General features: G+C 71.7%; 13 protein-coding genes. 6 read left to right on the top strand and 7 right to left on the bottom strand.

Annotation, left to right across the window (positions count from 1 at the left end; translation table 11 throughout):
- Window positions 1–62: 62 nt before the first annotated feature.
- Window positions 63–785 (bottom strand): DUF981 domain-containing protein, encoded by a 723-nt coding sequence (locus BT364_RS32625; RefSeq protein WP_072488822.1) that lies wholly within the window; start codon window positions 783–785, stop codon window positions 63–65.
- 117 nt (window positions 786–902) lie between these two features.
- A complete protein-coding gene (locus BT364_RS32620) occupies window positions 903–1,505 on the bottom strand; it encodes a DUF4291 domain-containing protein (protein ID WP_107408370.1) in 603 nt (200 codons plus the stop codon).
- Window positions 1,506–1,731: 226 nt separating this feature from the next.
- On the opposite strand from BT364_RS32620, the gene BT364_RS32615 reads away from it, so the two are divergent.
- Together BT364_RS32615 and BT364_RS32610 are read left to right on the top strand one after the other, a co-directional pair.
- Window positions 1,732–2,454: a VC0807 family protein gene (locus tag BT364_RS32615; RefSeq protein WP_072488820.1), complete on the top strand. Its 723-nt coding sequence runs from the start codon at window positions 1,732–1,734 to the stop codon at window positions 2,452–2,454.
- 122 nt (window positions 2,455–2,576) lie between these two features.
- On the top strand, window positions 2,577–2,999 hold the full coding sequence (locus BT364_RS32610) for a hypothetical protein (RefSeq protein ID WP_107408368.1): 423 nt from the start codon (window positions 2,577–2,579) through the stop codon (window positions 2,997–2,999).
- A 67-nt stretch (window positions 3,000–3,066) separates the two neighbouring features.
- Here BT364_RS32610 and mmsA read toward each other — a convergent pair whose 3' ends face one another.
- From mmsA to iolC, 5 genes are read right to left on the bottom strand one after another with little or no spacing between them, the layout of a single operon-like run.
- The gene (mmsA, locus tag BT364_RS32605) at window positions 3,067–4,566 is read right to left on the bottom strand and encodes a CoA-acylating methylmalonate-semialdehyde dehydrogenase (RefSeq protein WP_072488819.1); all 1,500 of its coding nucleotides are present in this window, start codon (window positions 4,564–4,566) and stop codon (window positions 3,067–3,069) included.
- Between the two features lie 12 nt (window positions 4,567–4,578).
- Window positions 4,579–6,459, bottom strand: coding sequence for a 3D-(3,5/4)-trihydroxycyclohexane-1,2-dione acylhydrolase (decyclizing) (gene iolD, locus BT364_RS32600; protein WP_072488818.1), 1,881 nt, complete (start codon window positions 6,457–6,459; stop codon window positions 4,579–4,581).
- Window positions 6,456–7,340: a 5-deoxy-glucuronate isomerase gene (gene iolB, locus BT364_RS32595; RefSeq protein WP_072488817.1), complete on the bottom strand. Its 885-nt coding sequence runs from the start codon at window positions 7,338–7,340 to the stop codon at window positions 6,456–6,458. The genes iolD and iolB overlap by 4 nt, the downstream gene beginning before the upstream one ends.
- A complete protein-coding gene (locus tag BT364_RS32590; RefSeq protein ID WP_072488816.1) occupies window positions 7,337–8,266 on the bottom strand; it encodes a Cgl0159 family (beta/alpha)8-fold protein in 930 nt (309 codons plus the stop codon). Before BT364_RS32590 ends, iolB begins: the two co-directional genes overlap by 4 nt.
- A complete protein-coding gene (gene iolC / locus BT364_RS32585) occupies window positions 8,263–9,258 on the bottom strand; it encodes a 5-dehydro-2-deoxygluconokinase (protein WP_072488865.1) in 996 nt (331 codons plus the stop codon). Before iolC ends, BT364_RS32590 begins: the two co-directional genes overlap by 4 nt.
- 229 nt (window positions 9,259–9,487) lie before the next feature.
- Between iolC and BT364_RS32580 the strand changes: the two genes are divergently transcribed.
- The 4 genes from BT364_RS32580 to BT364_RS32565 form a co-directional block, all read left to right on the top strand.
- Complete coding sequence (locus BT364_RS32580) at window positions 9,488–10,435, top strand: sugar phosphate isomerase/epimerase family protein (protein WP_072488815.1); 948 nt, start codon at window positions 9,488–9,490, stop codon at window positions 10,433–10,435.
- Between the two features lie 279 nt (window positions 10,436–10,714).
- A complete protein-coding gene (locus BT364_RS32575) occupies window positions 10,715–10,957 on the top strand; it encodes a protein kinase family protein (RefSeq protein ID WP_072488814.1) in 243 nt (80 codons plus the stop codon).
- Window positions 10,958–11,047: 90 nt separating this feature from the next.
- Window positions 11,048–11,356, top strand: a complete 309-nt coding sequence (locus BT364_RS32570; protein ID WP_072488813.1) for a heavy-metal-associated domain-containing protein — start codon at window positions 11,048–11,050, stop codon at window positions 11,354–11,356.
- Between the two features lie 121 nt (window positions 11,357–11,477).
- A partial coding sequence (locus BT364_RS32565; protein WP_143166583.1) for a heavy metal translocating P-type ATPase occupies window positions 11,478–12,785 on the top strand: 1,308 nt, incomplete at its 3' end.

Here is a 12,785-nt window from a genome sequence, read left to right as displayed (position 1 = left end):
TATGCCGGGCGGTTCGCGCGCGAAGGGCCGTCGGATGCGGGGCACCCGGGGCGCCGGGTGGCTCACATGGTGTTGACGATGAGGCCGATGTGGGTGAAGTAGTTGAGCCCGCCGAAGAGCAGGAACGCCAGACCGGCCAGTCCCCAGACGACCCCGGTCACCGGAGCCATCCAGCTCGACGGCCGGCGCAGCACGAACGGGAACAGCAGCGCGCCGATGCCCACCAGGACGTACAGCCCGGACATGAAGCTCGCCTCCAGGATCGGCCACCGCGCGAACTCCCCGGAGATGGGTTCCTCGGGCGGTGCGGCGAAGAGGGTGTACTTCCAGCCCGCGGCGGCGATTCCGAGGCAGGCGAGTCCGATCCCGAACACGAAGACCGAGATGGGCATGGCGACACGGGCCGACCGCACGATGCGGTCCGCGCTGTTGAGTTCCGCCCCGCGCCTCCAGAGGTAGACGGACGCGGCGAGGAGGAAGACGCCGAAGGCGAGCGCCGGTTCACCGAAGATGATGTTGTCGAACGGGAAGCCCTGGCCGGCGAGCGGCCAGGTCAGGGTCATGTGGAGGCCCGTGGTGACCAGGGTGAAGCCGAGGGCCCCGAACGCGAGGACCCAGCCTTCGGGGTTGATGGTGCGTCCGGGCGCGAGGAGCTGGCGCCCCAGCGCCACCACGAGCAGCAGCCCCGCGCCGGCGGCCACCGACATGATCGTGTTGTACGTCGGCATCCTGGCCCAGTCGATCTTCAGGCCGGATGCCGCCAGGGGGATGACATGGTGGATCATCCCGGGAGCGTATCGATGGATATGAACCTGATGCGGCATTTGCCCGCTGGCCCGAGTCGCAGGCACGTGTCACGTTCCCGCGGTCTCTCTCCCCCAGCCGTTCGGCCCGGCAGCGGGTCAGGCGGCCGCTGCCGGGAGCGGGGCGCCGCCCAGCGGGTACGGCGACTCGTGGGGCAGGAGCGCCGCCGCCTCGTCGAGCCTTCCGTCACGCACCAGTTGATGGATCTGCCGGGCGAGCGGGGTGACATCGCGGACCGACACCGTCCACTCGTCCGCGTACCGCCGGGACGCCTCGCCGGAGAGCCCGAGCTGGAGGGAGCGGTACGGCAGCCGGTCCAGGCGGAGGTCGCGCTCGGGGTCCCACTGGACGCGGGCCGGGGCGCGGCGCAGGTTGTGCTGCCAGGTGGCGCGGTCCGGGTGGACTCCCCTGACGTAGTGCGAGAGTTCGGCGTTCTCCAGGGCCCAGTCGAAGCCCTCGCGGACGATCTCGACGGCCAGGACGGTCTCCTGACCCTCCTTCACGGCCCAGCCGCAGCGGTACATCATCCACAGGAAGCTCGGCTTGATCCATGTCATGCGGTCGCGCTTCCAGACCTCGGGGAAACGCCCGTCACGGGCGGCGGGAAGGCCGATGGAGGGGGCGTACGCCTGGTACACGGTGACGGTGGTGTCCGTGTGCTGGGCGCGGATCTCGTACTGCGGCCTGGTCGGAGCGGTCATGGTCCCCATCAGAACACCGGTCCGCCGGGCGCGGCGAACGGTTTGCCGGCGCACCGGAGTCCGGGACTCCGCCGGGTGGTGAGCGGGTGTGTCACCGGCGGGGGCTGACATTCGTCATACGGAGCCCGGTACACGCGGCTCTGCCGGGCACCGGGCCCCGGCGGCCAGTCTGTACGTATCGAGAGCGGGGCCGCGAAGGCTCCCGCCGATACGGGAGGAACCCTTCATGACCAGCCCGGCCGCCACAGTCACCGCCCCTGTAGCAGACACTCCGGCCGCCACCGCTCCGCGCGCGCCGCGCAAGGCCCTGCTGGACAGCATGATGCCGCTGCTGGTGGATGTGGGGGTGCCGCTCGTCTCGTACTACGCGCTGAAGGCGGCGGGCCTGAGCACCTTCGCCGCGCTGGCCTGGAGCAGTGTGCTGCCGGCCGTGCGCACCGTGTGGGGCGTGGTGCGCGAGCGGCGGCTCAACGGGCTGGCGGCGCTGATGGTGACGGTCAATGCGGTCAGCCTGCTGACGAGCCTGCTGGTCGGGGACCCGCGGCTGATGCTCGCCAAGGACAGCGGGGTGAGCAGCGTCATCGGGCTCGTCATTCTGGTGTCCGCGCTGAAGGGGCAGCCGATGATGAGTGACGGGGTGCGGCCCATGCTGGTCAAGGGCGACGCGGCCAAGGACACCGCCTGGCAGCGGCTCTCGGCCCACTCGGCGGCGTTCCGGCGGGCGGAGATCCGGTTCTCGGCGGTGTGGGGTGCGGCGCTGCTGGGCGAGTGCGTGGTGCGGGCCGTGGGCGCGTACACGGTTCCGGTGGAGACGATGGTGTGGCTCGGCACGGTGATCATGGTGGCGACGATGGTGTTCGCGTTCATGGTCTCGGGGCGGGTGGGCGCGGTCCCGATGCAGCGGATGATCGCCGAGGAGGCGGAGAAGGCGGCGCGGAGCGCGCGCTGACCGGCCCGAGCTGCCCGCTCGATTACCCCTGAGGTAATTGAGCGGGCACCTGAGCGTTCCTACCGTTCCCGTACAGACATGCGTTCCCCTGTGCGGCCGCATGACAACGGAAGGAAGGCCTCATGATGTCGTCCCAGAACGCGAGTGCGGTCCGGTCGGCGGACACCGCCCGTCCCGACCGGCTGCTCCGGTTCGCCCTGGTCGCGGACGTGATCCTCACCGGGGCGAACGGCATCGGCTATCTCGTGCTCGCCACGGTCCTGGACTCGTTCCTCGGCGTGCCCCGCTCGGTGCTGTACCCGGTCGGAGTGTTCCTCACGGTGTACGCCCTGTGGGTGCTGGCCGTCTCCCGCCAGGAGAACATCGGCCGCGGCGCGGTCTCCGTCATCATCGCCCTGAACACGGCGTGGGCTGTGGCGGGTGTGGTGATGGTCGCGGTGGACGCGCTGACCGCCACGGGCGTCGGCGACTTCTGGATCGTGTTCCAGGGCCTGGCGGTGGCGGCGATGGCCACGCTCCAGTACGCGGGGCTGCGGCGGCTGTGAGGCGTACGGCGACGCCCCGTACGGATGCGGGGTGCATCCGTACGGGCCGTCGGGGCCGGGCCGCTGATCAGTGGTTGCGGGGGAAGCCCAGGTCCACGCCCGCCGGGGCGTCGGCCGGGTCCGGCCAGCGGGTGGTGACGACCTTGCCGCGGGTGTAGAAGTGCACGCCGTCGTTGCCGTAGATGTGGTGGTCGCCGAAGAGCGAGTCCTTCCAGCCGCCGAAGGAGTGGTAGCCCACCGGCACCGGGATCGGCACGTTGACGCCGACCATGCCGGCCTCGATCTCCAGCTGGAAGCGGCGGGCGGCGCCGCCGTCCCGGGTGAAGATCGCGGTGCCGTTGCCGAACGGCGAGGCGTTCATGAGGGCGACGCCCTCCTCGTACGTCTCGGTGCGCAGGACGCACAGGACCGGGCCGAAGATCTCGTCCTTGTACGCGTCCGAGTCGGTGGACACGTTGTCGAGGAGGGAGAGGCCGATCCAGTGGCCGTCCTCGAAGCCCTCGACGGTGAAGCCGGTGCCGTCCAGGACGACGTCGGCACCCTGGGCCGCGGCACCCGTGACGTAGGAGGCGACCTTGTCGCGGTGGGCGGCGGTGATCAGCGGGCCCATCTCGGAGGCCGGGTCGTTGCCGGGGCCGATCTTGATCTTCTCGGCGCGTTCCTTGATCTTCGCGACGAGCTCGTCGGCGATGGAGCCGACCGCGACGACCGCGGAGATCGCCATGCAGCGCTCACCGGCGGAGCCGTACGCGGCGGAGACGGCGGCGTCGGCCGCGGCGTCGAGGTCCGCGTCCGGCAGCACCAGCATGTGGTTCTTCGCGCCGCCGAGCGCCTGGACGCGCTTGCCGTTGGCGGAGGCGGTGGCGTGGATGTAGCGGGCGATCGGGGTGGAGCCCACGAAGGAGACCGCGGCGACGTCCGGGTGGTTCAGCAGCCCGTCGACGGCGACCTTGTCACCGTGCAGGACGTTCAGCACACCGTCCGGCAGACCGGCCTCGGCGGCCAGCTCGGCCAGCAGGTTGGCGGCCGACGGGTCCTTCTCGCTGGGCTTGAGCACAAAGGTGTTGCCGCAGGCGATGGCGAGCGGGAACATCCACATCGGCACCATGGCCGGGAAGTTGAACGGGGTGATGCCCGCGACGACGCCGAGCGACTGGCGGATCGAGGAGACGTCGACCCGGCTGGAGACCTGGGTGGACAGCTCGCCCTTGAGCTGGGTGGTGATGCCGCAGGCCAGCTCGACGATCTCCAGACCGCGGGCGACCTCGCCCAGCGCGTCCGAGTGCACCTTGCCGTGCTCGGCGGTGATCAGCGCGGCGATCTCGTCGCGGTGGGCGTCGAGCAGCGCCCGGTAGCGGAACAGGACCGCGGTGCGGGCGGCCAGCGAGGACGTGCCCCAGGTGGCGTAGGCGTCCTTGGCGGCGGCGACCGCGGCGTCGACCTCTTCGAGGGAGGCGAGCGCGACCTGGGTGGTGACGGCGCCGGTGGCCGGGTCGGTGACCGGGCCGTAGTTGCCCGACGCGCCCTCGACGGTCTTGCCACCGATCCAGTGGTTGACGGTCTTCATGACAGAACTCCTTCAGAGGTGGTGGCGTCGGTCGGCGACGTGGCGGTCGTACTCTTCCCGGGCTTTCACGGCCGACGGCCGGGCGGCCGTTTCGGCTACGGGAACATCCCACCACGCCTGTGCCGGAGGGGGGCCCGACACAGTGTCTGCCGTTTCGGTCTCGACGTAGACACAAGTGGGACGGTCCGCGGCGCGCGCCTCGGCGAGGGCTTCGCGCAGGTCACGTACGGTCTCGGCGCGCAGCACCCGCATGCCGAGCGAGCCGGCGTTGGCCGCGAGATCGACGGGGAGCGGGGGTCCGGTGAACGTGCCGTCCGCGGCGCGGTGCCGGTAGGCGGTGCCGAGGCGCTCGGCGCCGACCTGCTCGGAGAGCCCGCCGATGGACGCGTAGCCGTGGTTCTGGAGGACGACCAGTTTCACGGGGAGTTCCTGCTGGACGGCGGTGACGATCTCGGTGGGGTTCATCAGGTACGTGCCGTCGCCGACCAGGGCCCAGACGGGCCGGCCGGGGGCAGCGAGCTGGACGCCGATCGCGGCCGGGATCTCGTAGCCCATGCAGGAGTAGCCGTACTCCACGTGGTACTGCCGCGGGGAGCGGGCCCGCCAGAGCTTGTGCAGGTCGCCGGGGAGCGAACCGGCCGCGTTGATCAGGATGTCGTCCTCGGTGACGAGGGCGTCGAGGAGGCCGAGGACCTGGGCCTGGGTGGGCCGGGCGTGCGGGTCCTCGGCGGTGAACGCGGCGGTGACGCGCTGCTCCCACCGCTCCTTGGCGTCGGTGTACTCCGTCTCGTAGGCGGGGTCGACGCGGTGGTTGCGGGCGGCGAGCGCGGTGGTGAGGGCTTCGAGGGCGGCGCGGGCGTCGGCGACGAGCGGGAGTGCGCCGAGCTTGTGGGCGTCGAAGCCGGTGATGTTGACGTTGAGGAAGCGGACCGCCGGGTTCGAGAAGAGCGTGGCGGAGGCGGTGGTGAAGTCGGAGTAGCGGGTGCCGATACCGATGACCAGGTCGGCGGTGCGGGCCAGCTCGTCGGCGGTCGCGGTGCCGGTGTGGCCGATGCCGCCGACGTCGGCGGGGTGGTCGTGGCGCAGCGAGCCCTTGCCGGCCTGGGTGGAGGCGACGGGGATGCGGGTGGCGGCGGCGAACGCGGCGAGGGTCTCCTCGGCGGCGCTGTGGTGGACCCCGCCGCCCGCCACGATCAGCGGCCGGCGGGCGGTGCGCACCGCCCGGACCGCCCGGTCGAGTTCGTACGGATCGGGGGCGGGGCGACGTACGTACCAGACGCGCTCGGCGAAGAACTCCTCCGGCCAGTCGTACGCCTGGGCCTGCACGTCCTGCGGCAGCGCGAGCGTCACGGCGCCGGTCTCCGCCGGGTCGGTCAGGGTCCGCATGGCCTGGAGGGCGGCCGGGACCAGGGCCTCGGGGCGGGTGATCCGGTCGAAGTAGCGGGAGACGGGGCGCAGGCAGTCGTTGACGGAGACGTCGCCCGCGGCCGGGACCTCCAGCTGCTGGAGCACGGGGTCGGCGGGCCGGGTCGCGAAGGTGTCCCCGGGCAGGAGGAGGACGGGGAGGTGGTTGACGGTGGCGAGGGCGGCGCCGGTGACGAGGTTGGTGGCGCCGGGGCCGATGGAGGTGGTGACGGCGTGCGTGGAGAGCCGGCCCGACTGGCGGGCGTAGCCGACGGCGGCGTGCACCATGGCCTGTTCGTTGCGGCCCTGGAGGTAGGGCATCGCACGGCCGGACTCGACGAGGGCCTGGCCGATCCCGGCGACGTTGCCGTGGCCGAAGATGCCCCAGGTGGCACCGATCAGGCGCCGGCGCCGGCCGTCGCGCTCGGTGTGCTGGCGGGACAGGAAGGCCATCAGGGCCTGTGCCGTGGTGAGGTGACGGGTACTCATGGGCGTGCCTCCGTCCCGTAGAAGGGGAGTCTGGGGTCCACCGGCTGCGTGGGCCAGGTGTCGCGGATCCAGCTGTGGCCGGGGTGGTCGGTGATCAGCCACTCCCGCTGCTCCCCCGGGCCCGCCATCACATTGAGGTAGTAGAGGGTGCGGCCGGGCGAGGCGATGGAGGGGCCGTGCCAGCCGTCGGGGATCAGGACCGCGTCGCCGCCGCGGACCTCGGCGAGGACGTCCGTACCGCCGTCGCGGGACGGTGAGACCCGGTGGTAGCCGAGGCCGTCGTGCTCCACCTCGAAGTAGTAGATCTCCTCCAGCACGGACTCGGCGCCGGGGCGGTGCTCGTCGTGCTTGTGCGGCGGGTAGGACGACCAGTTGCCGCCGGGGGTGAGGACCTCGACGGCGATCAGCCGGTCGCATGCGAAGGTGTCGGCGGCGGCGAAGTTGTTGACCTGGCGGGAGCAGTTCCCGGAGCCGCGCAGCTCGACGGGTACCTCCGGCGCGGGACCGTAGCGAGCGGGGAGTCGTCGCTCGCACTTCGCTCCTGCCAGGGCGAAGCGGCCTCCAGCGCCGGAGGCGATCTGTACCCGGGCGTCACGCGGTACGTAGGCGAAGTCGGATACCCCGCTGAACACGCTTTCCCGGCCCAGCAGTTCAAAGATCTCACCTGAGGAGTGCACCGTACAGCCACCGGTCAACGGCAGTACGATCCACTCGCTTTCTCCGGTGCCGAACGTGTGGACTCCACCGGGTGCGAGCTCCAGGACGCGCAGGCTCGACCGGTCCCAGCCGGCCCGCTCCGGGTCGATGTCGAGGGTGTACGGGCCGCTCGCCGTACTCCCGGCCTTCAGGTGGTACCGCGATCCGTCGTCAGTCGTGGTCATGGACTCGGCTTCCTCTCTTCCGGCCCCGTCCCTCTCGGCTCCAGCAGCGAAACGGCCGTGTCGACGGCCGCGGCCACCTCTCCGTCGGCCGGGTAGAGCAGCGAACGCCCCACCACCAGGCCCTGGACGGTCGGCAGCCGCAGCGCCGTGCGCCATCTCTCGAACGCCCCGTCCAGGTCGTCGCCCACCTCCCCGCCCAGCAGCACCGCGGGCAGCGTCGACGCCTCCATCACCCGGGCCATGTCGTCGGGGTTCTCGGTGACGGGGACCTTGAGCCAGGTGTACGCGGACGTCCCGGCCAGCCCGGACGCGATGGCGATCGAGGTGGTGACCGCCTCCGCGCCGAGGTCGTTGCGGACCTGGCCGCCGGTGCGGCGGCAGAGGAACGGTTCGACGAAGACCGGCAGCCGGTGCGCGGCCATGGCGTCGATGGCGCGGGCGGTGGCATGCATGGTGTCGAGCGAGCCGGGGTCGTCGTAGTCGATGCGGAGCAGCAGTTTGCCCGCGTCGAAGCGGAGGCGGGCGAGGTCCTCGGGGCGGTGGCCGGTGAACCGGTCGTCGAGTTCGAAGGCCGCGCCCGCGAGTCCGCCGCGGTTCATCGATCCGATGACGACCTTGTTCTCCAGCGCACCGAGGAGCAGCAGGTCGTCGAGGATGTCGGCGGTGGCGAGCACCCCGTCGACGCCGGGGCGGGAGAGGGCCAGCCGGAGCCGTTCCAGCAGATCGAACCGGTTGGCCATGGCCAGCGCGCGGTCGCCCACGGCGAGGGAGCCACGGGCCGGATGGTCCGCCGCGATGATCATCAGCCGGCCGCCGCGGCCGACCAGGGGACGTCTGCGGCGGCGCGCGGCGGCTTCGGCGACGGCCTCGGGATGGCGCATGCGCAACTGGACGAGTTCAGAGACGGAGGAGGCCGGGGGCGTCATGGGGTGGCTCCGGTGGGGCGGGAGGTGACGGCGCCTTCGGTCAGGGCCGCTTCGACTTCGTACGGGAACGGCATGGCGGACGAGCAGGCGAGCCGGGAGGCGACGATGGCCCCCGCGGCATTGGCGTACCGCATGATGCGCCCGGTCTCCCAGCCCGCGAGGAGCCCGTGGCAGAGCGCCCCGCCGAAGGCGTCGCCGGCGCCGAGGCCGTTGACCACCTCGACGGGCAGCGGCGGCACTTCGGCCACCGTGCCGTCGCGGTGGACGGCGAGCACGCCCTCGGGTCCCTGTTTGACGACGGCGAGTTCGGCGCCCGCGCCGATCAGGGCGCGGGCGGCCGCGTGCGGTTCGCGCTCACCGGTCGCGATCTCGCACTCGTCGAGGTTGCCGACGGCGACGGTGGCGAGGGCGAGGGCCTCGCGGTAGCGGACGGCGGGGGCGCTCTCCGACGCGTCCTGCGTGGTGTCCCAGAACATCGGGCGCCAGTCGAGGTCGAAGACGGTGATGCCGCAGCGGTCGCGGGCGCGCAGTGCGGCGAGGGTCGCGGTCCGGCTCGGTTCGGCGCACAGCCCGGTGCCGGTCATCCAGAAGACCCGGGCGGACCGGATCGCTCCGAGGTCCAGTTCCGAGGTGTGGATCTCCAGGTCGGGGGCCTTGGGCTGCCGGTAGAAGTAGAGGGGGAAGTCGTCGGGCGGGAAGATCTCGCAGAAGGTGACCGGTGTCGGATACGCGTCGACGGGCGTCACCCACCGGTCGTCCACCCCGAACTCCCGCAGCTGGTGGTGGAGATACTCCCCGAAGGCGTCCCGGCCCGTCCGCGTCACCACCGCCGTCCGCCGCCCGAGCCGGGCCGCGGCGACGGCGACATTGGACGGCGATCCGCCGAGGAACTTCCCGAAGGTGTCGACCCGGGCGAGTGGCAGACCGGTCTGCAGGGGGTAGAGATCCACACCGATGCGGCCCATGGTGATGACGTCGTACCGCTCAGGCATGACCATCCCTTCGACCGGCGTCCGGGGTGACTGCCCCAGGTCCAGCATCCTTCGTCCGGAACATGCCGGGCTCGCGTGCCCCGGCACCGGACCCCGCTCCCTGATCCGGCCTGATCCGGCCTGATCCGGACGAAGGACGCTAGCCCTCCCCCGGAACCCTGTCAATCCTTTGTCCGGACATACGGACGAATGATTGACACCCGCTCCCCCGGCCGGAAGTCTGGACGTCATGACCTCCTCCGCAGGGGCCCCGGCCCGTATCCGTATCGGTTCGGCACCCGACTCGTGGGGGGTGTGGTTCCCCGACGATCCGCTCCAAGTGCCCTGGCAGCGCTTCCTCGACGAGGTCTCCGCGGCGGGTTACGAGTGGATCGAGCTCGGCCCGTACGGCTATCTCCCGACCGACCCGGCCCGCCTCGCCGACGAGACCCGCAGCCGCGGGCTCTCGGTCTCGGCCGGAACCGTTTTCACCGGATTGCACCATGGACCGGACGTCTGGGACCGGACCTGGGCGCATGTCGCCGGCATCGCGGCACTCACCCGGGCGATGGGCGCCGGGCACCTGGTGGTCATCCCCTCGTTCTGGCGCGACGACAGGACGGGCGAGGTGCTGGAGGACCGCGATCTCACAGCCGGGCAGTGGCGCCACCTGACCACCCAGACGGAGCGGCTGGGCCGCGAGGTGCGGGACCGCTTCGGGCTGCGCGTCGTCGTCCATCCGCATGCCGACACCCATATCGACACCGAGGAGAACGTGAGCCGCTTCCTCGACGCCACCGATCCCGGCCTCGTCTCGCTCTGCCTCGACACCGGGCACTACGCGTACTGCGGCGGCGACAGCGTCAAGCTGATCGAGACCTACGGCGAACGGATCGGCTATCTGCACCTCAAGCAGGTCGACCCGGAGGTCCTGGCCCAAGTCGTGGCGGACGAGGTGCCGTTCGGCCCGGCCGTGGCGCGCGGGGTGATGTGCGAACCGCCGGGCGGGGTGCCCGCGCTGGAGCCCGTGCTGGCCGCCGCCCGCGCGCTGGACGTCGATCTGTTCGCCATCGTCGAGCAGGACATGTACCCGTGCCCGCCCGACAGGCCCCTCCCCATCGCCCGCCGCACCCGGGAGTTCCTCCGCTCGTGCGGGGGTCCGGCGCGCCCGGACACGCCGAACGGCCCGGAGAAGTGACTTGCAGCGCCTCCAGGCGGACCACCCGCCGCTCGTACCGGACGACCGCGTCACCCCGGCCACCCGGCCGGCGCTCTGGCGCGCGGGGCCGAACCGCGTGACCCCGCCGCCCTTCCCGTAACCCGCCCTTCTTCCCGGTCCCGTACGGGCCGGGCACCTCGCACGGGGCACCCCTCGCCCGAATGCCGCACAGCACCACACCCCATAAGATTCGGACAAATTAGGAGATAGGATCCGCACCTGTCTCGGCGTCGCCGTGCTGCACTCGCCTGGGACTCGATGCACGGCATCGCGATCCGGCTGGTCGCCAGGATCACCGACACGGGCCTGAGCCGTGCGCTCTTCGCGCAGGGCTACATCCCGGCCCCCACCGACGAGCAGCAGCATCTGTTCACCTTCTTCTCGGTCGGCGGCATCGTCGTGATCACGCTCGTCGCGCCGGCCTGGCTGCGGTCGCCGGCCCGCAGCGCGCGGACCTCCGGGGCGGGCGACCGGCACGGCACTCGCATTTATACCCCCTAGGGGTATAGTGTGGAACGTGTCGGGGCGCACCGGGCTCCCCCGGGGCCCCCGACTCCGCAACCCTTTGTGCTCGTCGAAGAGGAGAACACCATGACCGCCGAGACCCAGCTCCCCCAGGCCACCGGCTCCTGCTGCTCGCCCAGCGGCTCCTGCCACGACGGTGCGGACGGCGGTGCGCAGGCGGGCGGCGTGACCACCGTCTACCAGGTGTCCGGCATGACCTGTGGACACTGCGAGGGTGCCGTCTCCGAGGAGATCTCCGGCATCGAGGGTGTCACCTCGGTGAAGGCGGTGGCCTCCACCGGCCAGGTGACCGTGATCTCCGCGGCCCCGCTGACCGACGAGGCCGTGCGCGCCGCGGTCGACGAGGCGGGCTACGAGCTCGTCGGCCGGGCCTGAACACCGTCGGGGCACGCCCCGATACGCCGGACGCACCCGCATCGCCCCCTTTGCCACCGGGCCGGACCGACCAGCAGATACTGGTGGGGAACGGCCCGGTCGGCATTTCAGGAGTTCGGACATGCACAGCGCAACAGAGGCCGGGACCCGGGCGGCGGAGGGTTCGACCGCTGAACTCGCGATCGGCGGGATGACCTGCGCCTCCTGCGCGGCCCGCGTCGAGAAGAAGCTCAACCGGATGGACGGCGTCACCGCCACCGTCAATTACGCCACCGAGAAGGCCAAGGTCGCCTTCGGCCCGGGGACGGGCCTCGCGGATCTGATCGCCACGGTCGAGAGGACCGGTTACACGGCGCAGCCCGTCCTCCGTCCCGAACCGCCCCCGCCCGCCCCGTCACCGGCCACGGCCGAGGCCCGGCCCGACGCCGAGGACGGCGACCCCGAAGAGCGGAGTGCCGCCCGGGCTCTCGCTTCGCTGCGGCAGCGCCTGATCGTCTCGGCCGTACTGGCCGTCCCCGTCGTCGTGCTCGCGATGGTCCCGGCCCTCCAGTTCGACTACTGGCAGTGGCTCTCGCTCGCCCTCGCCGCTCCCGTCGTCGTCTGGGGCGGGCTGCCCTTCCACCGCGCGACCTGGACCAATCTCCGGCACGGCGCGGCCACCATGGACACCCTGGTCTCGATCGGCACGCTGGCCGCCTTCGGCTGGTCCCTGTGGGCGCTCTTCCTCGGCGACGCGGGCATGACCGGGATGCGGCACGGCTTCGACCTCACCGTCTCGCGCGACGGTGCCTCTTCCACCATCTATCTGGAGGTCGCGGCCGGCGTCGTCACCTTCATCCTGCTGGGCCGCTATCTGGAGGCGAGGTCCAAGCGGAAGGCCGGTTCCGCCCTGCGCGCACTGATGCACCTGGGCGCGAAGGAGGTCTCCGTCCTGCGCGACGGTACGGAGGTACGCGTCCCCGTCGCCCGGCTCGCCGTGGGCGACCGCTTCGTCGTCCGCCCCGGCGAGAAGATCGCCACCGACGGCACCGTCGTCGAGGGCACCTCGGCCGTGGACGCCTCGATGCTCACCGGTGAGTCCGTGCCCGTGGAGGCCGGCGTCGGAGACTTCGTCACCGGGGCCACCGTGAACACCTCCGGCCGGCTCGTCGTCGAGGCCACCCGGGTCGGTGCCGACACCCAGCTGGCCCGGATGGCGAAGCTGGTCGAGGACGCGCAGAGCGGCAAGGCGGAGGTGCAGCGCCTCGCGGACCGGATCTCCGCGGTCTTCGTTCCCGTGGTGCTGGTGATCGCGCTCGTCACCCTGTTCGTGTGGCTGCTCGTCACGGACGACGTGACCGCCGCGTTCACCGCCGCCGTGGCCGTACTGATCATCGCCTGCCCCTGCGCCCTGGGCCTCGCCACCCCCACCGCCCTCATGGTCGGCACC

The sequence above is a fragment of the Streptomyces atratus genome (genome assembly GCF_900119365.1).
Classification (GTDB): Bacteria; Actinomycetota; Actinomycetes; order Streptomycetales; family Streptomycetaceae; genus Streptomyces; species Streptomyces atratus_B.
This window is presented reverse-complemented; position numbering and strand designations above follow the sequence as displayed.